Here is a 21,942-nt window from a genome sequence, read left to right on the forward strand (position 1 = left end):
TTTATTATGCTTAATCCTTTCTTAAAAACTCCTCTATATCACGAGCGATTTTATCCACTGCATTCACTGCTGACTCTATGTAAAGTGTGTCGAAGTGCCGATCTAGACGGCTTTTCTCAAGATTATTTAGTATAGAATACGGCGCACGCTTTGCAAAGCTGGCTATGTCGATTACCTCGCCACTTGTGCCTATGGCGATAAATAGCGTACACTCACTTGCCTCACGATACATTCTCTCATATTCAGGCGCCATCTCGCCAAACATCACAACATCGTGGCGTAGTCTGCTACTAGCGCATTTTGGGCATATTTTATCCCTTATGCTATCATATCCCACTCGCCAAATTTCCCCACAGCTTTCGCAGCGTAAATTTGGTAAAAATCCGTGCAAGTGCACCACATCAGCGCACCCAGCTCGTTCTAATAAATCATCGATATTTTGCGTGATCACTACTATTTGCTCACCGTATTTTGCCTTTAGCTCGGCGATTTTTATGTGTGCGTAATTTGGAGTGGCAGCGGCAAGCTCTGCGCGTCTAGCGTCATAAAAATCAAGTACTTTTTGTCTATTTCTCATAAAGCCCTCAGTTGAACAAATCTCCATTACATCGTGATTTTCCCAAAGTCCGTCGCTATCTCTAAATGTCTTTATTCCACTTGCTGCGCTTAGTCCAGCACCGCTTATGATTAGCACTTTTTTCACTTTTGTTCCTCTGAAATTTTATTTTTACGTCAAGGAAAAGAGCTTTTGTTACGAAGTCGCCCCCCCTTCTATTCCATTTACTCATTGCTTGCATTGCAGAGTGATATGCTCACTCGCTTACGGCAAGGTCAACGAGCAGTCGTCGTCCTAGGCTTTGTCTCGCACGTATGCGGTGTCTCTATCCTTTAAACAGTATGCTAAGCCTTAGTTTGTGCTTGATATTTAAATTTAAAAACTACAAACCACAAAACCAAACTAAATTATGCCATAAAACCTACCATAAAAATTGCACTTGATTTTTTTTTTTTTTTTTCTGTTATAATTTTATTTTAATTTTTAATCTTAAGGAGAAAGCATGAAAAAATACCTAGGCATTGCGGCTACTTCTGTGCTGCTTGCTGGGTGTGCTGGGGTTGTGATTGAACCAAGTGTGAAAAGCACCCCATCAAGCAAAGCTCAAAACATCGCGCCAGAGTATCACGGACTAAAGCGAAAAGTTGCAATTGCGCGCTTTGGCACAGAGAGCAAGTACGGCAACAGCTCACTTTTTGGCGTAAGTTATGATGTGAGCAAACAGGCTACGGATATTCTTTCGGCTAAGCTAAGCGAGAGTGGGAAGTTTATTTTGCTTGAAAGAAGCGATTTAAGCTTAATTCAAAATGAACAAAGTTATAGCGGTATAAATCCAGCTACGATAGGGGCTGATTATCTGCTAGTTGGCTCAATTACGGAGTTTGGTAGGAAGGAAAAATCAGATGTGGCGATTTTTTCACGTACAAGATATCAAACTGCCTACGCCGGAGTATCTGTGCGTATAGTCGACACTGCCACAGGTCAGGTGATATATGGCACGCAGGGGCAGGGTGAAGCTACAAGCGAAGCAGGCTCAACTTTTGGCGTGGGTACTCATCAAGGCTATGACGCTACGCTAAATGATAAGGCAATATCGGCAGCATTTGATAACGTGATAAATAAAATCATGCAAAATCTACTTGATAAGCCATGGAAAAGCTACGTCCTAAGTGTAGAAGGCGATAGTATAGTAATGGGTGGCGGCGCTAGGCAGAATGTAAAAATCGGTGATGAGTTTGGTGTGTATAAAAAGGGAAAAATGGTAAAAAATCCACAAACTGGAGCTATGATAGAACTACCTGGCACAAAGATAGCAAGCGTGAGAGTCATATCGCAATTTGGTAGCAACTACACCGATGAAGGCTCGGTAGCTAGCGTGATAAGTGGAAGTATAAAGGGGATAAAAAATGATGAAATTTACATCGCTAAGTAAATTTATAGCAGGCATTTTGGCTAGCTTAGCACTTGTTGGGTGCTCTTATAAAACGAGTGTGGATAGCAATGCTGGGGATTTTGCATATTTGAAATTTATTACTAAAAGCACACTGGATGTTAGTGTTGATGGGGCTGAGAGCTTTAAGGCAAGTGGGGGAAATTATCGTTTGTATAAGATAAAAAGCGGCAAAAGCCACGTAAAAGCCTACGCAAATGGCGAACTGGTGATAGATAAAGACATATATGTAGGCGCAAATAGTACGTATACTTTTGATGTGAGGTGAGAATGAAAAAGGTAGCGATATTTCTTGTAACAGTGCTATTTTTAGCAGGGTGCGGTGGGGCTAGCAAGAGCCTTTATGCGATGCGCTCGCATGACGTTAAGCTTTATGAGTACTCAAAAACAGCTGACACAAAGGCGACTTTGGCCGAGCTTGATGCGGTGATAAAGGCTAATCCTAAGCGCGTCCCACCTGGAGTATATGCGGAGTATGGCTATTTGCTTTTAAAGCAAAAAGAAGCAGCAAGTGCGGTGGAGTATTTTAAAAAAGAGATGGCACTTTATCCAGAGAGCGCTAAATTTATGCAACGTATGATAGCTATAGCAGGGGGCGAGAGATGAGAAGGTTTGGCTATTTTTTGATTGTGGCGTTTGGGCTTATTCTAGCAGGTTGTGGTAGTAGTACATATTTTTCTACTCCAGCCGACAGGTATCCAAATTTAAAAAACTATGCACCAAATACGATTTTAGTACTTCCTCCTGTTAATAAAACAAGTGCAGCCGATGCGCCACTTTATGCTATGGCGGCATTTTCTGAGCCATTTATCCAGCAAGGATACTATCTCATACCTCCTAGCCTTAGTACTGCGTTTTTCGCTAGCGAAAACCTAAGCGACCCAGCCCAAATCGCTACAATAGCTCCAGAAAAGCTAGGCGATATATTTGGCGCTGATATTATAGTTTATCCTGTGATTTGGGCTTGGGATACGGATTATAGCGTGCTTAGTAGCAGAGTTGGGGTAGGGCTAAGCCTAAAGCTAGTGCATGCAAAAATGGGGCATATTTTATATCAAGATAGTGGATATTACGCCAAAGAAAATGCAAAATCAAATAACGGTGGCTTGCTCGACTTAGTCGCAAACGCCATAACTGCGGCAATAAATACAGCGAGCGATTATTTTCCTATTGCGCAAAATGCGACAAATCAGATTATTTTATCAAAGCCAGTTGGCAAATATCATCCAGACTACACCACACAGTGGAGTACAAAGGGTGAGTTTATAAGTTTATTTAGTCTTGAAGGCGATAAGCTTTATACTCAACAAGAGTATGCGCCATATTATGACGGAGCTAAGCCATTTTTCCTAAATGACGGAAAAAGGGTTTATATCATAGATGAGCTTAAAAAAGATGGCAAACGATACTATTACCCCGTGCTTTCAGTGGTAGATTTGGGGAGATAAGCTTAAAAATTAAATTAAACCTTGAAAGACTTGATATTACTTTAATAAAATCGCCAAAACTCAATATTAAATTCCGTGTTTTGGCGACTGTTTAAATTTATTAATTAATTTTTGCTACTTTACTTGCTGGTTGCAATAGTGGCTATTTTTTTAAGCATTTCGCTCATTTTCCCTAGTATTGGTGTGCTATTTTTTAGCTCATATTTATACTCGTTTGGATCTTCATAACTTATATATGTTTTGCTATTTTGATTAAAAATGGCTAATTTTAGTGGTAGCTTTAGTGAGATTTTTGCGTCATCGACCATTAGGTTTGTTCCAACCTTTGGCTTACCAAAGACTATAACGCTAGCCTCACTCATTTTTAGTCCCACGTCTGTTGCTTCCGCTTTGTGGTCAAACTCGGCAAAAATTTTATTTCCATTTGCAACTATGGCTGTTTTTGCTTTTTCTAATGTCGTGCTAAAGTCATTTTGGCTAGGTAGCGTTATTTGTTCAGCTATCACAACAGAGGCTAGGAGTGCAAAAAGTGCTAATTTTTTCATATTTTTCCTTTAAATTTTTTATATTATGGTAGATATTTTACCATTATTTTGATAAAATTTTTGCATTATTTGGGGGTAAATTTATCAAATTTATGCTACCCTAGTGGGATGTTTAAAGAAATTTATGAGCTTTTTATAAGCCGCGGTGAGTTTTTTGCTTGCCTTATTATCCAGCATCTATTTTTATCGCTGCTTAGTATTATTATCGCCTCTATTTTGGGGCTTGTTTTAGCAGTGCTTGCCTTTGGTGTGTCTAGACTGCGCCCTTATATTTTAGGCTTTGCTAGCCTTATTTATGTAGTGCCATCAATCTCGCTTTTAGGACTTTTAATACCATTTAGCGGAGTTGGGGACACGACCGCTTTAATAGCCCTTAGCCTATATGCACTCCTGCCTATGATACGCACGACATATACGGCAATATCTAGCACCGAAAAAAGCCTAATCGAAGCCGCTACCGCACTTGGGGCTAGCTGGGCGAATACGCTATTTTTAGTTAGGCTTCCGCTTGGGCTAGTTCAGATAATATCAGCCATTAAAACTATGAGCGTGATGACTATCTCGCTAGCTGGCATTGCCGCATTTATCGGCGCTGGTGGGCTTGGCGTGGCGATATATCGTGGCATTAGCACAAACAATCAAGCCCTAATCATCGCAGGTAGCCTGCTAATAGCTCTGCTTGCACTGTTTTTTGAGGGTTTTGTGGGCTTGCTTGGCTGGCTTATCCGCACAAAAAGGCAGACTTTGGCGTTTGTGCTTGCTTTTGTCGTATCTGTGTCTGTTTTGGGCGCAAAACTATACGAGCCAAAAGATAGGGGCATAGTCATAGCAAGCAAGCCTATGAGTGAGCAGTTTATCATAGCAAACGCCATTGCGCTACTTATCGAACAAGACCTTGGCGAGAGAGTAAGCCTAGTGCTTGGTGTGGGTGGAGGCACGTCAAATATCCAGCCAGCTATGCTAAGCGGGGAGTTTGACATCTATCCCGAATACACGGGTACGGCGTGGTCGGCTGTACTGGGTAAAAAAGAGCCTTATAAGGATGATAAATTTAACGAGCTTTTAAGTGAGTATGCTAATAAATTTGACTTTTCTTTGTTGGCTCCGCTTGGCTTTAATAATACCTTTTCGCTTGCTATTAGACAAGATGTAGCAAACAAATATAGGCTTAAGACTTTTAGTGATTTGGCTAGGGTTTCTCCACTTTTAAGTCTGGGTGCAGAGCCTGATTTTTACGAGAGGGATGACGGATATAGGGGGCTTAAGTGGGCTTATGGTATGCGCTTTAGAGCCAAGAAAGAGATCGATATAGGGCTAAAGTATAGTGCCATAATTGCTGGTAAAATAGATGCTATAAATACTTTTAGTACCGACGCTAGGCTTGCAAGTGATAGTCTCGTGCGATTAAGGGATGATTTGGGTTTTTATCCTTCTTATAAGGCTATTTTGATTGTTAGAAACGAAACGCTTAAAAGGTACAAAGGATTAGAAAATAGCCTTAAGAAGCTAGAAAATTTAATTGATGATAAAACAATGAGTGCGCTAAATGCCAAAGTCGAACTAGATGGGCAGAGTCCAAAAGATGTGGCGGCGGAGTTTTTAAGGCAAAAGGGGCTGCTTGATGATTGAGATAACCCAAATTTATAAAAGCTATGAAAAAGCGGTGCTAAAAAACGTAAGCCTAAGCGTGAAAAAGGGCGATTTTGTCGCTCTTTTGGGACGTTCAGGAAGTGGCAAAAGTACGCTTTTAAAGATGATAAATGCTCTTGTTTATCCAGACGGCGGCGAGATTAGGGTGTTTGGTAAAAATTTAAGCGATTTAAGCGGACGTGAGTTAATGTTTTTAAGGCGTAAAATAGGCTATGTTATGCAAGATGCTGGGCTTTTTCCACACTTAAAAGTGGGTGAGAATATAGCTTTTGTTTCAAAGCTTACAAGGGTACAACATGCAAAGCAAAAGGTGCGCAAGCTATCTTGTATGCTTGGCATCGAGGCTTTGCTAGATAGATACCCAGATGAGTTAAGCGGCGGGCAGCGCCAAAGGGTCGGCATTGCTAGGGCTTTGTTTAACGAGCCTGAGATTTTGCTATTTGATGAGCCTTTTTCGGCGCTTGATAGCGTGCTAAAGCGTGAGTTGCAAAGCGAGATAAAAGGACTTGCAAGTCACAAGGCTTGCGTGTTTGTAACGCACGATGTAAGCGAGGCTATGTTTTTGGCTAACCGTATCGTGGTGCTTGAAAAGGGAGAGATAGTTTTTGACGATAGCGCCGATAAAATCGCACTTAGTGAGGATAAATTTATCCGAGGGCTTTTTAGGGATCATTCAAGGCGTGATTAAATTTAGCTTATTTTTATAAATTTATGGCTATAATCACAGCCTTTTAACCAAAAAGTTCCGTAAGTCTTTTTAAAGCACTTTTTGGGATCTTACCAACAAGGACAAAATATGTCAAAATATGCTATTATCAAGCATTCTGGCAAGCAGTATAAAGTGAGCGAGGGCGAGTTTTTAAAGCTTGACCGCTTTGAAGCTGAGCCAAAATCACAAGTCGAAGTTACCGAAGTGCTAGCACTTGGTGGCGATGAAACAAAGGTAGGTGCGCCGTTTGTAAGTGGTGCAAAAGTCGTCTTAGAAGTAGTAAATCTAGGTAAAGATAAAAAAATCGTTATCTACAAAAAGCGAAGAAGAAAAGACTCAAAGCTTAAGCGAGGCTTTAGAAGACAATTCACTCGCGTAAAAGTCGTAAGCATACAAGGTTAAGGAGTAAGATATGGCACACAAGAAAGGTCAAGGTTCAACCCAGAATAACCGAGATTCTATCGGACGACGCTTAGGCGTTAAGAAATTTGGTGGCGAGTTCGTAAGAGCTGGTAATATCATAATCCGCCAGCGTGGCACTGCTACTCACGCAGGAAACGGCGTGGGAATGGGAAAAGATCACACTATCTTTGCTCTTATTGACGGCTACGTGAAATTTGAAAGAAAAGACAAAAACCGCAAGAAAGTTTCTGTCTATCCAGCGTAATTTCGCTGGGCTTTATGGTGGATTGCCTGCGTAAAATGGGTGGCTAATCCACGTTTTTATCTTTTGCAAGCCTACTAAAAGCTTGCTTTTTAAATCCTACTTTGAGCCTTTGTAAAGCAAATTTACAAGCGGTCTTAAAATCCAAAATAAATTTAAAGGCATTTTATGGGTAGTGCGATTTTAACCATACTCATAATAGGCGTCATTGTCTATATTATGAAAAAGCGAGGCTGACTATCTTGCTAGGTGCTAGGCTAGCACAAATTTGATGTATTTTGGGTTTTGTCTTTATTTTTGATGAGTATTTTTTTGCTATTAGCGTTTTAAAGTAATTGTGCCGCACTAAGATATTTTGTATTTATAATGTGTAATAAATTATGATTTTGGATTATTTGGTTATTTTTTAATGCAAGATGGGTTAGAAAAAGTCATAAAATAATCACCAAAAATGTCTCTAGACCATGCAAGTAAAAGGGATTATTTCCAGCTTGGGTTATCTAGTAGGAATAGAGCATAAATCAGTGAGCCTGATTTTGCTTGTTAAGATAAATTTAAAAGGCATGTATTTTAACATACTACATTTACTTTTAATTTCAAAATTCTAAACGCAAAAATCTCTAATTTTTTTGTTGGATTTGATGGGACTAAAGGCTAACAAGTACCTTTTTTATACAAGCTAGGATCAGACTACAATTTAAATTTAATAATTATTTAGATATAATCTAGCAAAAACTAAATTTGGACTTAAAGTATGTTTATAGATAGCGTGAGTTTTAGGGTCTCATCAGGGCACGGCGGTGCTGGTGCGGTGAGCTTTCGGCGTGAGAAGCACGTCATAATGGGCGGACCAGACGGCGGTGACGGCGGTGACGGCGGTGATGTGTATTTTTTAGTGGATAATAACACCCACACCCTAGCCGCATACAAGGGCAAACGCCACCTAAAGGCTCAGAATGGCGAAGCTGGTATGCCAAAGCGAATGACTGGTAAAAAGGGCGAGAGCCTAACGCTCGTCGTCCCACCTGGTACGGCTGTGTATGACGCTGATAGCGGCGAGCTTTTGGCGGATTTGACCCAGCAGGGGCAAAGAGTGCTATTTTTAAAAGGTGGCAAGGGTGGGCTAGGCAACACCCACTTTAAAACTTCGGTTAATCAAGCCCCCCAGCACGCTCAGCCAGGCCTGCCTGAGGAGAGCGTAAATGTCAGGCTTGAATTAAAGCTAATTGCTGATGTGGGGCTTGTGGGCTTTCCAAATGTGGGCAAAAGCACGCTCATTTCGACTATTTCAAATGCCAAGCCGCAGATTGCAAATTATGAATTTACCACGCTCACGCCAAAGCTGGGGCTTGTCGAAGTCGATGAGTATAGTGGCTTTATTATGGCGGACATTCCTGGTATTATCGAGGGTGCGAGCGACGGCAGGGGGCTTGGAATTCAGTTTTTAAAGCATATCGAACGCACTAAAGTGCTGCTTTATATGATAGATTTGGCTAATTACAGAGAGCTGGGTGAGCAGTATGCGACGCTAAAAAGCGAAGTGCAGAAATTTTCACCCCTGCTTGCCACTCGTCGCTACGCCATAGCCCTTACTAGGGCTGATGCCTGCGATGATATGGGCAAGGTGGCGGAGTTTATCGCTGGCTTGGGGCTTGGCGATGGTGGTGAGTATTTGCAGGATATTTATGAGTATGATGAGAGCTTGCCGTTTTTTGTGCTGCCTATCTCATCGGCGACTGGCGAGAATATTTCTAGGCTTAAATTTGAGCTTTTAAAGCTGGTTAAGGACGAGCAGTGAGAGTCGTTTTTATGGGCACGCCTGAGTATGCCACGAGCGTGCTAAAGGCGTTAAATGAGTGCGAGCAGGTCGAGCTTGTGGGCGTTTTTACCCGCCCTGATAAGCCAGTCGGACGCAAGCAAATCCTAACCCCACCGCACGTTAAGGCGTGGGTTTTAAATAGCGGGCTAAACGTGCCTATTTTTCAGCCACGCACGCTAAAGGATGAGAGCGTCCAAGCCGAGATTAGTGGGCTAAAGCCTGATTTTATCGTCGTGGCGGCTTATGGGCAGATTTTACCGCAGGCCGTGCTTGACATCGCACCTTGTATAAATTTACACGCTAGCATTTTGCCAAAATATCGTGGCGCAAGCCCCATTCAGGCTGCGATAATGGCTGGCGAGAGCGAGACTGGCGTAACGGCTATGCTAATGGACGCTGGGCTTGACACTGGCGATATGCTGGGCTTTGTGCGGACTGGCTGCGTGGATAAAATGGCGGCTGAGCTTTTTGGCGAGCTGGCTAGTTTGGCTGGCAGGCTGGCTGTGGATACGCTTTTAAGCTTTAAATCCATCACGCCTATTGCTCAGGACAATGCCGCCGCGTCGCATTGTGCGAAGATAAAAAAGGAGCTGGGGCTTGTTAGCTTTAGCGAGAGTGCAAAGGTGATTTGGGATAAATTTAGAGCGCTCACGCCTTGGCCTGGGCTGTTTTTGGGTAGTGGGCTAAAGCTGCTTGAGCTTGAGCTAGCTAGCAGCGGGGAAGGCGGAGTGGCTAGCGATAGCGACACAAGCGAGCCTAACGCAAAAAGCACGGCAAAGCCTGGCGAGATAGTGGCGGCTCAAAATGACGGCGTCATCGTGGCTTGTGGCAGTGGCGAGCTAAGGCTAAAAGTGGTGCAAGCCGCTGGTAAAAAGCCTGTGAGTGCGAAAGATTATATAAACGGCAAAAGGCTAGGCGTTGGAAATCAAATTTATTGATGAGTGCAGCTCAACGCACCTTTGCCTAATAGACGCGCTGAAGCAGGGCGAGATCGTAGTGCCTGTGGCACTTTGTGCGAAGTCGCAAACAAATGGGGTTGGAAGTCGAGGAAATAGCTGGCAAAGCTTGGCTGGAGGGCTATTTTTGTCTATGGCGGTAGATAAAAATAGCCTACCAAAGGATCTGCCTATGGTTTCTATAGCGATTTATTTTGCTATGGTGATTAAGCAAATTTTATCGAGCCACGGTTCGCTTGTATGGGTGAAATGGCCAAATGATCTTTATGTTAATGATAAAAAGGTTGGTGGGCTTATCAGCACTTTTGTGGGAGATTATTGCGTTATAAGCGTTGGTATAAATTTATGCCTTGCTCCAAACGACGCCTCGTCACTTGATATAGATATGGATGCTGATTTATTGGCTTTAAAGATATGTGGTAGTTTTGATTTTCTTCCTAGCTGGGGGGATATTTTTACTCTTTTTAAGGCCGAATTTGAAAAAAGCCGTGCGTTTTGTTCGCATGCTAAGAGTAGGGTGTATGACCTTTCTTGTGCGGAGTTGTTAAATGACGGTTCGTTAAAAATAGGAGATGAGCGAATCTATTCGCTAAGATAAATTATGAAAAAAATAGAACAATTACGACACAATATGACATCGCTAAAATCAGAGTTATCTCATATAATATCTACAAATAAGCTTTTTAGCATAAAGCAGGGTGTTACTGTTTTTATGCTATTTTTCTCTTTTTTGATACTTTTATTTACGATTTTATATATTAAATTTAATGAGTACGACTCAGCAATCGTCTCTGGAGTATCATTCTTTCTTACATATTATCTAATCATAAGCAGATATAATAGCCCAAACTACGCTAAAGTCTTAGTAGGATGGTTTTATATTTTTATATTTTCTCTTAGTGTTGTGCTTATTATGCTTTTTGGTTGGCAGAGCGGAGGTGCTCTTTTTATTATTACATTGATGAGCTTTAATTACTTTTTAAGTATTAATAATAAATATAGAGTTATTGCTATAGCATTAGCTGAGGTGCTATTTTATGTGCCATTTTTTTATTTTTGTTTTGAGTATTTGCCAAATGGAATATACACTCCAAGCAGTGATTTTCTTACATTTTTATTTTTACTTATTTGTTTTTCAAATTTTGCAGGGCTTATGTTTTGTGTATTTTTATATTCTTGTATAGTTTCAAATTCTATTAAAAAGTTAGAAAGCGAGAACGAAGACCTAGCAAACAGAGCAAAGTATGACTATCTCACAGGACTGCTTAATAGACGCACTATAGAGGAGCTTATTGCTCTTGAAAATCTCCAAAAACGTGGAGTAAACTCATTTGCTTTAATCATCGGCGATGTTGACCATTTTAAACAGATAAATGATACATATAGCCATGATTGTGGGGATTTGGTGCTTAAGCAAATAGCTAAGAATTTGTTAAAAACTTTTAGAGTAAGTGATAAAGTCTGTCGCTGGGGTGGAGAGGAGTTTATGGTTTTTTGCGAAAATGTAACATTTGAGCATGCCCATATTCTGCTAGAACGTACTAGAAAAAATATCCTGTCTCAAAAGATAAGCTATGAAGAGGAGTTTGTGCAAGTATCTATAACATTTGGTGCGGTCTTTTGTGATGATTTGTCAAAATATAATAAAGCAGAGCTTATAAAGCAGGCTGATTTGCTCCTTTATGAGGGTAAAAAGCAAGGTAGAAATCGCGTAGTATTTAAAAGGGCAAATCTATGAACTACATAGCAACGCATAGCTTTGGCGCTCGAAACGCTAGAAAAACTCATGTTATAGCCACTATGGTTTTAATGCTCATTCATATTGTTTTTGTGGTTTTATTTGCCTTTACGGGGATTAAATTTTTAGCCAACGTAAATCTAGTCTTAATAGTCATTTATGCGCTTGTAGCTGTTTTAGTGCATTTTGGGTATCTTGCGCTATCAGCTAGTATTTCTCATATTTTAATTATAGTTTACTCTTTTTTAAGCGTGCTGGTATTTGGCTGGGGGTATGGATTTGAATATTATATTTTTGGGCTATTTTTATTATTGTTTTTTGATTCTAAAAGTATAACAAAAGCCGCATATTTAGTTAGCTTTTTTGAATTTTTACTATTTATAGGTCTTTATTTTTATACTAAGTTTTGTACTTTTGAGTTTGCAAAAGATATACTGCCTTATGATGTTGAGCATTGGCAAGGCTTGATGCTTGCTTTAAATTTATTTATAGTTTGCCTATTTTTGACTGTGTATCAGCACCTTTTTAATATAGATGCAGATGTTAGGCTGATAGAGCTAAATACACAGAGAAATTATTATGAAAAGCTGGCGAATTATGACTCATTAACAGGCGTATTAAATAGACACTCTTTTTCTCAAATTATCAAAAAAAGATACGAGAGTGATTATCCGCTAAAGACAGCAGTACTTGTAATAGATATAGACTTTTTTAAGCAGATTAACGATCGTTTTGGTCATGATAGAGGCGATAGTGTACTTATGCAGGTAGCAAATATCTTAAGTAGTATAGGCGGAGAGTCAAATTTAGTCTGTCGTTGGGGCGGAGAGGAGTTTGTTATGGATGTTTATGATGTCTTTAGCTCCGTACAACTACAAAAATATGCAGATTTTATCATATCATCGGTTTTGGAGCATAACTTTGAAGGAATTTTAGAGCCTATAAGCGTAAGCATAGGTGGCTGTTTTAGTGCACGTACAAATTTAAGCGAGAACGATTATTTTAATATGCTTCACATGGCAGATTTAAATTTATACGAATGCAAGACTTCTGGTAGAGGTATGGCAAAGGCGACTGATTTTACTAAACCAGAGTAAACTTTTATAAAGTAATTTTTTTGTAAAATACACTCTAATAAAACTTTAGGGAAAATTATGTGTGAAGTCATAACGATAGCAAATCAAAAAGGCGGTGTAGGAAAAACAACCACTGCTGTAAATCTAGCCGCATCTCTTGCTGTTGCTGAAAAACGGGTACTTTTAATCGATATTGATCCACAGGCAAATGCAACCACTGGAATGGGTTTTAACAGAAGCGATTATGAGTACAACATCTACCACGTTTTAACAGGCAGAAAAAAGCTCTCTGATATAGTTTTAAAAACCGATATACCCACCCTTTTTCTAGCGCCTTCAAATTTGGGCTTAGTAGGCATAGAACAAGAACTAAGCGACAGAGGAAAAGAGCAAAAACTAATATTAAAGAACAAAATAAAAGAGGTTTTAAGCGATTATGACTTTATTATTATAGATAGTCCTCCAGCCCTAGGTTCAATCACTATTAACGCCCTAGGTGCAAGCGATAGCGTGATAATACCTATTCAATGCGAGTTTTACGCCCTTGAGGGACTTGCGTTAATCCTCAATACAGTAAAAGTAATAAAAAAGACCATTAATCCAAAGCTAAATATAAAAGGCTTTTTACCAACTATGTATAGCTCGCAAAATAATCTAGCTAAAGAGACCGTGGCAAATTTACGTCAGCATTTTAAACAAAAACTCTTTACAAGTAAGGGCAACAGCGATGACTTAGTCATCATACCGCGCAATGTAAAGCTTGCCGAAAGCCCTAGCTTTGGTAAACCCGTGATACTTTATGATATAAAATCTCCTGGCTCAATAGCCTATCAAAATTTAGCGCATTCAATTTTGGGGTAATTATGGCTAAGAAATCTTTAGGAAAAATGCTAGATAGCGTATTAAATGACGTCGAGCAAGAATATGAAAGGCAGTTTGATATATTAGGTATAGATATGGACGTGGTTAAGGAGATAGATATAGATGAGATCTCTGCAAATCCATACCAACCAAGAAAGCACTTTGACCCAGAGGCACTAGAGGAGCTAAGTCAAAGCATTAAAAAGCATGGGCTTATTCAGCCTATTATTGTAATTGCAAAGGATAATGGCTTTGTTCTAATAGCTGGAGAGAGGCGCTTAAGGGCTGCTAAAATGGCTGGGCTTGAGCGAATTCGTGCGGTTATAATGGAGGTTGGCGAGCAGAATATGCGCGAGCTGGCTCTTATTGAAAATATCCAAAGAGCCGATTTAAATCCTATAGAGCTTGCAAATTCGTACAAAGAGCTAATAAACGAGCATCAAATCACCCAAGAGGAACTTGCTGGTATAATACACAAATCACGCGCACAAATTACAAACACAATGCGTCTTTTAAGCCTGAGTAAAAATACACAACGCCTAATAGAGGAAGGTAGGCTTACGCAAGGGCATGCAAAGGTAATGGTTGGTTTAAACGCAAGCGATGAAAATGTAGTAGTGGATACCATATTGGGACAGAAGTTAAATGTAAGAGACACAGAGGCTCTTATAAAAAAGCTAAAATCCAATCCTAGTGAGAAAAAATCTCTAAATTTAATAGTAGATGAAAAATACTCAAAAAACTTAAACTTATTAAAAGATAAACTTAATGAATTAAAAATAAATTCTAAGCTAAAAGGTAAAAAAATCGTCTTAGAATTTGAAAATTCGGATATTATTCTTACTTTTTTGAAAAAAATAAGTTAAATTTATTTTAAATTTTTATTTTTTATTGTACAATCCAAAGACAAATGACATTAATTTTTTTCAAAAGGAGAGTAGATGCTAGAAATACATACCGATTTGATGGTATTTACGGCTATTGTCTTCCTAGCTCTTATCTATCTTTTAAACACGATGCTTTATAAGCCTATGCTTAAATTTATGGACGATAGAGAGCACTCTATAAGATCTAGTGAAAAAAGCATAGCGTCTACGGCGGGTGATTTAAGCATTACCGAGTCCGAGATAGAAGCAGTCTTGTCAAAAGCTAGAGAAGAGGCGGCGAGAATAAAGTCTGATGCTTTAAATCTTGCTAAGGAAGAAGCAGACAAACAGATAGCTGCTAAAAGGGCTGAGTTGGAGGCAAAATATAGTGAGTTTAGCGCCCAACTAGCCACTAAAAGAACCGAGCTAAAGTCTAGCTTAGAGTCTCAAGCGCCAGAGTTTAAATCTGCTTTACTTGTCAAACTGGCAAAAATTTAAGGAGAGATAATGAGAGGTATTTTACTGTTTCTTATCCCAGCTTTTGCGATTGCGTCTACTTCCGCGGATGCTGCGCACAATCCAGACTATGATATAGTCGAGAGGATTATAAACTTTGTTATATTTTTCTCTATACTTTATTATTTAGCGGCAAAACCGTTAAAGGCGCTTTATCAGTCTAGGATAGACTCTATTGCTGGCAGGCTTAAAAGTACAGAGGAAAAGCTAAAGGCTTCAAATTCTAAAAAAGAGGAGGCTCTGCGTCGTTTGCAAAATGCAAAAACCTCTGCAGCTGAGCTTGTTGAGATGGCTAAAAAAGAGACGGAACTTATCCGCGATAAAGTAGCCAAAGAGACGCAGGCTGAGATAGAGAGTATGCAAAGAAGCTTTGACGCTTCCTGTGAATTTGAGACTAGAAGAATGTCAAAAACCGTTGTTAGCGAGGTGTTAGATGACGTGTTAGACCCTAAAAATTTGCAAATCGAACAAAAAGAGCTTATAAATATAATACTTAAGAAGGTTAGCTAATGAGTTTGGCAATATCTAAAAAATATGTAAAAGCCATTATAGCAAGTAGTGATGATGCCGAGCTTGAGGTCTTATCGTCTTGTTTGCTTGATTTGGCTGGTTGTTTTAAGAGCCAAAAGCTAAAAAACATCATATCATTTCCAGGGGTTAAACCTGAGGAAAAAGTCGGTTTTTTACTGAGTTTGATTGATTGTAAAAATGACAAGGTAAAAAATTTAATAAATTTGCTAGCTCAGAATAAAAGATTAGGGCTAATCCCAGAGATAGCAAAGTCTCTTTTAGATCAGATAAGTGCCAAAAAAGGTGAATATATCGGCAATGTCTATACTCAAAAATCACTTAGTGAAGCTGAGTTAAACGACCTTGCTAAGAAGTTTTCGCAGCATTTTAAATCTGATATAAAGTTATCTGGTGCGACTGATAAATTTAATGGAGCAAAGGTCGAGCTAGATGGACTTGGTGTGGAAGTTAGCTTTAGCGTAGATAGATTTAAATCGCAGCTTAGTGAATATATTTTAAAAGCAATTTAAAGGAGATAGAGTGAGTGCAAAAATCAGAGCTGATGAAATCAGCGCTATCATAAAAGAGCGAATCGAGGGCTTTGAGCTAAAAGTCGATATAGAAGAGACTGGCAAGGTCATATCAGTAGCCGACGGCGTTGCAAACGTCTATGGGCTTAAAAACGTTATGGCTGGTGAGATGGTTGAGTTTGAAAGTGGTGAAAAGGGTATGGCGCTAAACCTAGAAGAGAGCAGCGTCGGTATCGTTATCCTTGGCAAGACCGATAAAATCACAGAAGGCAGCTCCGTAAAACGCCTAGGCAAGCTTTTGCGAGTGCCTGTTGGGGACGCTATGATAGGCAGGGTTGTAAATTCACTCGGCGAGCCGCTTGATGGCAAGGGCGCGATAAACGCCACTGAAACACGCTTTGTCGAAGAAAAGGCAAAGGGCATAATGGCTAGAAAGAGCGTGCACGAGCCACTTCAGACTGGACTAAAGGCGATTGACTCCCTAGTGCCAATCGGCAGGGGACAGCGTGAGCTAATCATCGGCGACCGCCAAACAGGTAAAACCACTGTTGCAATCGATACCATAATAAACCAAAAAGGGCAAGACGTCGTCTGTATTTACGTTGCTATCGGGCAGAAGCAATCAACCGTCGCTCAGGTGGTAAAAAAGCTAGAAGAATTTGGAGCGATGGAGTATACCATAGTCGTAAATGCTGGTGCTAGCGACGCAGCCGCACTTCAGTATCTAGCCCCATACGCTGGCGTAACAATGGGCGAGTATTTCCGTGATAACTCACGACACGCCCTAATCATCTATGATGATCTAAGCAAGCACGCCGTGGCATATCGTGAGATGAGCCTCATCCTTCGCCGTCCGCCAGGTCGTGAGGCGTATCCAGGCGACGTATTTTACCTACACTCAAGACTTCTTGAAAGAGCGAGCAAGCTAAATGACAAGCTAGGCGGCGGCTCACTTACGGCTCTGCCTATTATCGAGACGCAAGCGGGCGACGTTTCAGCCTATATCCCGACAAACGTCATCTCAATTACCGACGGACAAATTTTCCTAGAAAGCGACCTATTTAACTCAGGTATCCGCCCAGCGATAAACGTGGGTCTATCGGTATCTCGTGTGGGTGGTGCGGCTCAGATTAAGGCTATTAAGCAAGTCTCTGGAAATCTCCGTCTAGACCTAGCGCAGTATCGTGAGCTTCAGGCCTTTGCTCAGTTTGCCTCAGATCTTGATGAGAGTAGCCGAAAGCAGCTAGAGCGTGGGCAAAAAATGGTCGAAGTCCTAAAGCAGCCTCCATACTCTCCGCTTGCGATTGAAAAGCAAGTCGTGATTATCTTTGCTGGCACAAAGGGCTATTTAGACGATGTCCCAACAGCTAGCGTGGGTAAATTTGAAAACGAGCTTTATCCTTTTATAGAAGTAAAATACCCTGAAATTTACGAGCAAATCAGGACAGCTAAAGCTTTGGGCGAAGACAGCGAAAGTCTGCTGCATAAAGCACTTAAGGACTTTAAGGCAACCTTTGTTGCATAAAGGCTAGACTATGTCAAATTTAAAAGATATAAAAAGAAAGATAAAAAGCGTCCAAAACACCCAAAAGACGACACGGGCGATGAAGCTAGTCTCGACTGCAAAGCTACGCAAAGCAGAAGAGGCAGCCCGCCAGTCAAGGGTGTATGCGCTTAAGATAAACGAGGTGCTAAGCGAAATTGCGTTTAAAATAAACCAATACGCATCAGTGGCTACGCAGAGTAAATTTTTTGACACCAAAGCGCCTGTAAAAGTGGTCGATATTATTTTCGTTACCGCTGATAAGGGGCTTTGTGGCGGCTTTAACGTCCAGACTATCAAGGTCGTGCGTAATATGATAAACAAATACGCCACCCAAGATATAAAAGTCAGGCTAAGGGCAGTCGGCAAAAAGGGAATGGAGTTTTTTACTTTTCAAAATCTTGAAATTCTAAAAAGCTACACAGGCGTTAGCTCATCGCCAAGCTACGAAAAGGCTAGCGAGCTTATAAGAGACGCGATAGAGGACTTTAAAGCTGGCGTTACGGATAAAGTCGTCGTCGTGCATAATGGCTATAAAAATATGATCTCTCAGGAGATTAGGGTAAATGACGTCGTCCCAGTCGAGCCGCCAAAAGCAGAAGAGACGATAGATAGCACCTCTATGATGGAGTTTGAGCCAAGCGATGATGATACAAAGATACTTGAAGAGCTACTTAGCAAGTATTTTGAGTATAGTATGTATTATTCGCTTGTCGATAGCCTAGCAGCCGAGCATAGTGCGAGAATGCAAGCTATGGATAATGCCACAAACAACGCAAAAGAGAGAGTCAGAGAGCTAAACCTAGCCTACAACAAAGCAAGACAAGAATCAATCACCACAGAGCTAATCGAAATCATAAGTGGTGTCGAGTCAATGAAATAAAGGAGAGTATATGAAAGGCATAATATCTCAGGTAATGGGACCGGTAGTCGATGTCGATTTTGCCGAGTATCTACCAAAAATCAACGAAGCTATTGAAGTAAATTTTGAAGTCGAAGGCGTAAAAAACAGACTAATCCTAGAAGTCGCCGCCCACCTAGGCGATGGCAGGGTGCGAACGATTGCTATGGATATGAGTGAGGGGCTTACTAGGGGGCTTAGTGCGACTGCGTTAGGAAGCCCGATAAAAGTGCCTGTGGGCGAAAAGGTGCTGGGACGAATTTTTAACGTCGTGGGCGATTTGATAGACGAGGGCGAGGGCGTTGATTTTGACAAGCACTGGTCTATCCACAGAGATCCGCCACCATTTGAAGAGCAAAGCACAAAAAGCGAAGTCTTTGAAACTGGAATTAAGGTAGTCGATCTGCTTGCCCCATACGCAAAGGGCGGTAAAGTCGGACTATTCGGCGGTGCTGGCGTTGGTAAGACGGTTGTTATTATGGAGCTAATCCACAACGTCGCCTTTAAGCACAGCGGCTACTCAGTATTTGCTGGTGTTGGTGAAAGGACAAGGGAGGGTAATGACCTTTATCACGAGATGAAAGAGAGTAACGTCCTTGACAAAGTCGCCCTATGCTACGGACAGATGAACGAGCCACCAGGGGCGAGAAACAGGATTGCGCTTACTGGTCTTACTATGGCTGAGTACTTCCGTGATGAGATGGGGCTAGACGTGCTTATGTTTATCGATAACATTTTCCGTTTCTCTCAAAGTGGTGCGGAGATGTCAGCGCTTTTAGGACGTATCCCAAGTGCCGTGGGCTATCAGCCGACTCTTGCTAGCGAGATGGGTAAATTCCAAGAGCGTATCACATCGACTAAAAAGGGCTCTATTACATCAGTTCAGGCTGTTTATGTGCCAGCTGATGACCTTACAGACCCAGCGCCTGCGACCGTTTTTGCTCACCTTGACGCTACAACGGTTCTAAACAGAGCCATTGCTGAGAAGGGAATTTATCCAGCCGTTGATCCACTCGATAGCACATCAAGAATGCTTGATCCAAACATACTAGGCGAAGAGCATTATAAGATAGCTCGTGGCGTGCAAGCCGTGCTTCAAAAATACAAAGACTTGCAAGATATTATCGCCATTTTGGGTATGGACGAGCTAAGCGAAGAGGATAAACTAGTAGTCGATAGAGCTAGAAAGATAGAAAAATTCCTATCTCAGCCGTTTTTCGTCGCCGAAGTCTTTACTGGCGTTAAGGGCAAGTATGTAAGCCTAGAAGAGAGCATCGCTGGCTTTAAAGGCATACTTGAAGGCAAATACGACCACCTGCCAGAAGCGGCGTTTTATATGGTGGGCGGCATAGACGAGGCGATAGCAAAAGCTGAGAAACTAAAAGCCTAAAGGAGCTAAAATGGATAAGCTTCACTTAGAGATAGTAACACCTGAGGGGCTTGTTTTCTCAGGCGATGTTGCTAGCGTGGTTTTGCCTGGTAGTGATGGGGAGTTTGGCGTTTTACCACGCCACGCTGCTCTTATATCGCTGCTGCAAGCTGGCGTTATTGACATCACTGGGCTTGAGAATAAGCGAGACGTAGTCGCCATAAACTGGGGCTATGCCGAAGTAGATGAGCATAAAGTAACCGTTTTAGCTGATGGTGCAGTCTATTTGCATGGTTCGGACGATAGCGAATTAGCTATTAATTTAACAAAAGCAAAAGAGCTAATTAGCGCCGCAAGTAGTGAGACTACCGCTTTTGCTGCTACGATAGCAAAGCTTGATGACATGGCAAGATCTAGGCGATAGTAGTGGGCGCAGTTGATATTATTTTAAACTACTTTTCAAGAAGTAGTATAGTAAGCATAGTAGTCCTTGGCTGGCTATCTTTATATTTTATATTAAGTTTTAGCATATTGCTTTCACGCATGAGTGGCTTATCTTTATGGTATAAAGCAGAAAGGGATTCGCTTGAGAGCCTTGTAAGAGGCTCTATACGCCCTAGCATTGGCTCTTCACTTTCAAAGTGCGCAAATAGTGGCGAAAACATAAATGAAAAAAAACTTAGAATTTGTCTTTTAATGGCTCAAAAGCGCGCCACAAGTGGACTTGCGTGGCTTTCAGTTATAGCCTCCACTTCGCCTTTTATTGGTCTTTTTGGCACGGTTGTATCCATACTTGAGACCTTTGCTGGGCTTGGAAATGGAGCAAATTCATCATTATCTGTGATAGCGCCAGCTATTTCTGAGGCTTTAGTTGCTACGGCTGCTGGTATTTTGGTGGCTATTCCAGCCTATAGCTTTAATATACTCTTAAAGCGCCGATCATATGAGCTAGTAAGTGTTATTGAGCAACAAGTAGACCTTTTAAGTGTGCGCGGAAAAAGTGAGTTAGATGCTTAAATTTGACGATGATGCACCTGAGCTAAATATCACCCCATTAGTCGATATTATGCTTGTTTTGCTTGCTATTTTAATGGTAACAGCACCAGCTATAACATACGATGAGGATATAGCCTTACCTAGTGGTTCGCAAAGTAAGGCTACAGCAGTAAAACTTGAGGATTTAGTCGTATTTATAAACAAAGAGCGAAAGGTGCGTGTGGGGCAGAGCCTTTTTGATATAAATGAATTTCCTGATAATATGATACTTTTAGCTCCTAAATTTAATAAATCATCGACCGTTTATCTACGAGCTGATAAGAGCTTAAGATACGAGGATGTTATGTTTGTGCTTAAAAGTATCAAAAACGCTGGATTTACAAAAGTCGCCTTACAGACGGACGCCTAATGCCTCGTTTTCCAACGATTAGCTCGTTTTTTGTAGCTATTTTTATATACATTGCTTTGGTTTTTGGAATATTTTTCGCACTATTAGATTCTAATGAGCGTGCTAAAAAATATACAGATGACAAAGACGCTTTTATGGATGTTATTATAGACTTGCCAGAGGTCTCGCCTGAGATAACTCAATCTAAAAAATCAGAGGAGCTAAAGGATGAGATAAAGCAGGACACATCACAAAAAGAGCCTGAAATTTTAAAAGACGAGCCAAAGCCAGAGCTTGAAATTCCAAAACTAGAGCCATTGCCGCCTAAGCCGCAAGAACAGCCAAAACCCCAAGAAATACCAGAGCCAAAATTAGAGGAGCCAAAAGAGCAAAAGCCTGATTTAAAGGAGCTTTTTGGCAGTATTGATACTACTAAATTTAAGCCAGAACCAAAGCCAAAGCCCCAGCCGAAAGAAAAGCCTCAAAAGCCAAGCAATGAAGCTAGTAAGATAGTAAACAGCCTAAAGCTGGATAAAAGTGCAAAGGCTCCAAAATCTCAAAAAACTGGCATCTATAATCCACTTTATGGAGCCATCGAAAAGCAAATCCAGCGCAAGTGGCAAAGCTATAAGGCTGATTCAAACAATGAGGCTAAAGTGCGCGTTAGCATAGATGCAAATGGGCGGTTTAGCTATGAAATTATCGCCCTACCTTATGATGAGACATTTAATTCAAAGGTCAAAGAGTGTTTGCAAGCCCTTACTTTAGAGACTTTTGCTCATGGAAGTAGCGTAATTACTTTAGATTTAACTTTAGTTGATAAACTTTTCAGATGAGAAAAATTTTAAGGA

The 21,942-nt window shown here is 40.9% G+C and carries 27 protein-coding genes; 25 read left to right on the plus strand and 2 right to left on the minus strand.

Going from position 1 to position 21,942, the window contains the following annotated elements:
- Positions 1–10: 10 nt before the first annotated feature.
- Positions 11–703, minus strand: a complete 693-nt coding sequence (locus LBC_RS01975) for a Sir2 family NAD-dependent protein deacetylase (protein ID WP_221254445.1) — start codon at positions 701–703, stop codon at positions 11–13.
- A 355-nt stretch (positions 704–1,058) separates the two neighbouring features.
- Here LBC_RS01975 and LBC_RS01980 point away from each other — a divergent pair, with 355 nt between their 5' ends.
- From LBC_RS01980 to LBC_RS01995, 4 genes are read left to right on the plus strand one after another with little or no spacing between them, the layout of a single operon-like run.
- On the plus strand, positions 1,059–1,988 hold the full coding sequence (locus tag LBC_RS01980) for a CsgG/HfaB family protein (protein ID WP_221254446.1): 930 nt from the start codon (positions 1,059–1,061) through the stop codon (positions 1,986–1,988).
- Positions 1,963–2,274: a hypothetical protein gene (locus tag LBC_RS01985; RefSeq protein ID WP_221254447.1), complete on the plus strand. Its 312-nt coding sequence runs from the start codon at positions 1,963–1,965 to the stop codon at positions 2,272–2,274. The genes LBC_RS01980 and LBC_RS01985 overlap by 26 nt, the downstream gene beginning before the upstream one ends.
- Before the next feature lie 2 nt (positions 2,275–2,276).
- Complete coding sequence (locus LBC_RS01990) at positions 2,277–2,612, plus strand: DUF4810 domain-containing protein (RefSeq protein ID WP_221254448.1); 336 nt, start codon at positions 2,277–2,279, stop codon at positions 2,610–2,612.
- Complete coding sequence (locus tag LBC_RS01995) at positions 2,609–3,454, plus strand: GNA1162 family protein (RefSeq protein ID WP_221254449.1); 846 nt, start codon at positions 2,609–2,611, stop codon at positions 3,452–3,454. The genes LBC_RS01990 and LBC_RS01995 overlap by 4 nt, the downstream gene beginning before the upstream one ends.
- 119 nt (positions 3,455–3,573) lie before the next feature.
- Here LBC_RS01995 and LBC_RS02000 read toward each other — a convergent pair whose 3' ends face one another.
- Positions 3,574–3,999: a DUF302 domain-containing protein gene (locus LBC_RS02000; RefSeq protein WP_221254450.1), complete on the minus strand. Its 426-nt coding sequence runs from the start codon at positions 3,997–3,999 to the stop codon at positions 3,574–3,576.
- Positions 4,000–4,047: 48 nt separating this feature from the next.
- Here LBC_RS02000 and LBC_RS02005 point away from each other — a divergent pair, with 48 nt between their 5' ends.
- The 21 genes from LBC_RS02005 (at position 4,048) to LBC_RS02105 (ending at position 21,927) form a co-directional block, all read left to right on the plus strand.
- A complete protein-coding gene (locus tag LBC_RS02005; RefSeq protein WP_221254451.1) occupies positions 4,048–5,628 on the plus strand; it encodes an ABC transporter permease/substrate-binding protein in 1,581 nt (526 codons plus the stop codon).
- A complete protein-coding gene (locus tag LBC_RS02010) occupies positions 5,621–6,337 on the plus strand; it encodes an ATP-binding cassette domain-containing protein (RefSeq protein WP_260173453.1) in 717 nt (238 codons plus the stop codon). The genes LBC_RS02005 and LBC_RS02010 overlap by 8 nt, the downstream gene beginning before the upstream one ends.
- 108 nt (positions 6,338–6,445) lie before the next feature.
- Positions 6,446–6,760 carry a 50S ribosomal protein L21 gene (gene rplU / locus LBC_RS02015; RefSeq protein WP_221254453.1) on the plus strand — a complete coding sequence of 105 codons (315 nt, stop codon included), beginning with the start codon at positions 6,446–6,448 and terminating at the stop codon, positions 6,758–6,760.
- 10 nt (positions 6,761–6,770) lie between these two features.
- Entirely contained in the window at positions 6,771–7,025 is a 255-nt protein-coding gene (gene rpmA, locus LBC_RS02020) for a 50S ribosomal protein L27 (protein WP_221254454.1), read from the plus strand.
- Between the two features lie 751 nt (positions 7,026–7,776).
- Positions 7,777–8,820: a GTPase ObgE gene (obgE, locus tag LBC_RS02025; protein WP_221254455.1), complete on the plus strand. Its 1,044-nt coding sequence runs from the start codon at positions 7,777–7,779 to the stop codon at positions 8,818–8,820.
- Positions 8,817–9,779, plus strand: a complete 963-nt coding sequence (gene fmt, locus LBC_RS02030; protein WP_221254456.1) for a methionyl-tRNA formyltransferase — start codon at positions 8,817–8,819, stop codon at positions 9,777–9,779. The genes obgE and fmt overlap by 4 nt, the downstream gene beginning before the upstream one ends.
- Positions 9,760–10,395, plus strand: a complete 636-nt coding sequence (locus LBC_RS02035) for a biotin--[acetyl-CoA-carboxylase] ligase (RefSeq protein ID WP_221254457.1) — start codon at positions 9,760–9,762, stop codon at positions 10,393–10,395. The genes fmt and LBC_RS02035 overlap by 20 nt, the downstream gene beginning before the upstream one ends.
- A gap of 3 nt (positions 10,396–10,398) precedes the next feature.
- Positions 10,399–11,535 carry a GGDEF domain-containing protein gene (locus LBC_RS02040; RefSeq protein WP_221254458.1) on the plus strand — a complete coding sequence of 379 codons (1,137 nt, stop codon included), beginning with the start codon at positions 10,399–10,401 and terminating at the stop codon, positions 11,533–11,535.
- A complete protein-coding gene (locus LBC_RS02045) occupies positions 11,532–12,632 on the plus strand; it encodes a diguanylate cyclase (protein WP_221254459.1) in 1,101 nt (366 codons plus the stop codon). Before LBC_RS02040 ends, LBC_RS02045 begins: the two co-directional genes overlap by 4 nt.
- A 57-nt stretch (positions 12,633–12,689) precedes the next feature.
- The gene (locus tag LBC_RS02050) at positions 12,690–13,472 is read left to right on the plus strand and encodes a ParA family protein (RefSeq protein ID WP_221254460.1); all 783 of its coding nucleotides are present in this window, start codon (positions 12,690–12,692) and stop codon (positions 13,470–13,472) included.
- 2 nt (positions 13,473–13,474) lie between these two features.
- Positions 13,475–14,338: a ParB/RepB/Spo0J family partition protein gene (locus tag LBC_RS02055; RefSeq protein WP_221254461.1), complete on the plus strand. Its 864-nt coding sequence runs from the start codon at positions 13,475–13,477 to the stop codon at positions 14,336–14,338.
- 75 nt (positions 14,339–14,413) lie between these two features.
- A complete protein-coding gene (locus LBC_RS02060; RefSeq protein ID WP_221254462.1) occupies positions 14,414–14,836 on the plus strand; it encodes a FoF1 ATP synthase subunit B' in 423 nt (140 codons plus the stop codon).
- A 9-nt stretch (positions 14,837–14,845) separates the two neighbouring features.
- A complete protein-coding gene (locus LBC_RS02065) occupies positions 14,846–15,364 on the plus strand; it encodes a F0F1 ATP synthase subunit B (RefSeq protein WP_221254463.1) in 519 nt (172 codons plus the stop codon).
- Complete coding sequence (locus tag LBC_RS02070) at positions 15,364–15,894, plus strand: F0F1 ATP synthase subunit delta (RefSeq protein ID WP_221254464.1); 531 nt, start codon at positions 15,364–15,366, stop codon at positions 15,892–15,894. Before LBC_RS02065 ends, LBC_RS02070 begins: the two co-directional genes overlap by 1 nt.
- A gap of 10 nt (positions 15,895–15,904) precedes the next feature.
- Positions 15,905–17,419 carry a F0F1 ATP synthase subunit alpha gene (gene atpA, locus LBC_RS02075; RefSeq protein WP_221254465.1) on the plus strand — a complete coding sequence of 505 codons (1,515 nt, stop codon included), beginning with the start codon at positions 15,905–15,907 and terminating at the stop codon, positions 17,417–17,419.
- A gap of 10 nt (positions 17,420–17,429) precedes the next feature.
- Positions 17,430–18,320, plus strand: a complete 891-nt coding sequence (atpG, locus tag LBC_RS02080) for an ATP synthase F1 subunit gamma (RefSeq protein ID WP_221254466.1) — start codon at positions 17,430–17,432, stop codon at positions 18,318–18,320.
- Between the two features lie 10 nt (positions 18,321–18,330).
- Positions 18,331–19,728, plus strand: a complete 1,398-nt coding sequence (gene atpD, locus LBC_RS02085; protein WP_221254467.1) for a F0F1 ATP synthase subunit beta — start codon at positions 18,331–18,333, stop codon at positions 19,726–19,728.
- A 10-nt stretch (positions 19,729–19,738) separates the two neighbouring features.
- On the plus strand, positions 19,739–20,131 hold the full coding sequence (gene atpC, locus LBC_RS02090; RefSeq protein WP_221254468.1) for an ATP synthase F1 subunit epsilon: 393 nt from the start codon (positions 19,739–19,741) through the stop codon (positions 20,129–20,131).
- Positions 20,132–20,133: 2 nt separating this feature from the next.
- Positions 20,134–20,724, plus strand: a complete 591-nt coding sequence (locus LBC_RS02095) for a MotA/TolQ/ExbB proton channel family protein (protein WP_221254469.1) — start codon at positions 20,134–20,136, stop codon at positions 20,722–20,724.
- Positions 20,717–21,112, plus strand: a complete 396-nt coding sequence (locus LBC_RS02100; RefSeq protein WP_221254470.1) for a biopolymer transporter ExbD — start codon at positions 20,717–20,719, stop codon at positions 21,110–21,112. Before LBC_RS02095 ends, LBC_RS02100 begins: the two co-directional genes overlap by 8 nt.
- Positions 21,112–21,927 carry a TonB C-terminal domain-containing protein gene (locus tag LBC_RS02105; RefSeq protein WP_221254471.1) on the plus strand — a complete coding sequence of 272 codons (816 nt, stop codon included), beginning with the start codon at positions 21,112–21,114 and terminating at the stop codon, positions 21,925–21,927. The genes LBC_RS02100 and LBC_RS02105 overlap by 1 nt, the downstream gene beginning before the upstream one ends.
- Positions 21,928–21,942: the final 15 nt, after the last annotated feature.

Source organism: Campylobacter sp. 19-13652 (genome assembly GCF_019702925.1).
GTDB lineage: Bacteria > Campylobacterota > Campylobacteria > Campylobacterales > Campylobacteraceae > Campylobacter_A.

Coding starts and splice junctions, on each gene's coding strand:
- LBC_RS01980 (WP_221254446.1), top strand. CDS start 1,059: ATGAAAAAATACCTAGGCATTGCGGCTACTTCTGTGCTGCTTGCTGGG.
- LBC_RS01985 (WP_221254447.1), top strand. CDS start 1,963: ATGATGAAATTTACATCGCTAAGTAAATTTATAGCAGGCATTTTGGCT.
- LBC_RS01990 (WP_221254448.1), top strand. CDS start 2,277: ATGAAAAAGGTAGCGATATTTCTTGTAACAGTGCTATTTTTAGCAGGG.
- LBC_RS01995 (WP_221254449.1), top strand. CDS start 2,609: ATGAGAAGGTTTGGCTATTTTTTGATTGTGGCGTTTGGGCTTATTCTA.
- LBC_RS02000 (WP_221254450.1), bottom strand. CDS start 3,999: ATGAAAAAATTAGCACTTTTTGCACTCCTAGCCTCTGTTGTGATAGCT.
- LBC_RS02010 (WP_260173453.1), top strand. CDS start 5,621: ATGATTGAGATAACCCAAATTTATAAAAGCTATGAAAAAGCGGTGCTA.
- rplU (WP_221254453.1), top strand. CDS start 6,446: ATGTCAAAATATGCTATTATCAAGCATTCTGGCAAGCAGTATAAAGTG.
- rpmA (WP_221254454.1), top strand. CDS start 6,771: ATGGCACACAAGAAAGGTCAAGGTTCAACCCAGAATAACCGAGATTCT.
- obgE (WP_221254455.1), top strand. CDS start 7,777: ATGTTTATAGATAGCGTGAGTTTTAGGGTCTCATCAGGGCACGGCGGT.
- LBC_RS02040 (WP_221254458.1), top strand. CDS start 10,399: ATGAAAAAAATAGAACAATTACGACACAATATGACATCGCTAAAATCA.
- LBC_RS02045 (WP_221254459.1), top strand. CDS start 11,532: ATGAACTACATAGCAACGCATAGCTTTGGCGCTCGAAACGCTAGAAAA.
- LBC_RS02050 (WP_221254460.1), top strand. CDS start 12,690: ATGTGTGAAGTCATAACGATAGCAAATCAAAAAGGCGGTGTAGGAAAA.
- LBC_RS02055 (WP_221254461.1), top strand. CDS start 13,475: ATGGCTAAGAAATCTTTAGGAAAAATGCTAGATAGCGTATTAAATGAC.
- LBC_RS02060 (WP_221254462.1), top strand. CDS start 14,414: ATGCTAGAAATACATACCGATTTGATGGTATTTACGGCTATTGTCTTC.
- LBC_RS02065 (WP_221254463.1), top strand. CDS start 14,846: ATGAGAGGTATTTTACTGTTTCTTATCCCAGCTTTTGCGATTGCGTCT.
- LBC_RS02070 (WP_221254464.1), top strand. CDS start 15,364: ATGAGTTTGGCAATATCTAAAAAATATGTAAAAGCCATTATAGCAAGT.
- atpG (WP_221254466.1), top strand. CDS start 17,430: ATGTCAAATTTAAAAGATATAAAAAGAAAGATAAAAAGCGTCCAAAAC.
- atpD (WP_221254467.1), top strand. CDS start 18,331: ATGAAAGGCATAATATCTCAGGTAATGGGACCGGTAGTCGATGTCGAT.
- atpC (WP_221254468.1), top strand. CDS start 19,739: ATGGATAAGCTTCACTTAGAGATAGTAACACCTGAGGGGCTTGTTTTC.
- LBC_RS02100 (WP_221254470.1), top strand. CDS start 20,717: ATGCTTAAATTTGACGATGATGCACCTGAGCTAAATATCACCCCATTA.
- LBC_RS02105 (WP_221254471.1), top strand. CDS start 21,112: ATGCCTCGTTTTCCAACGATTAGCTCGTTTTTTGTAGCTATTTTTATA.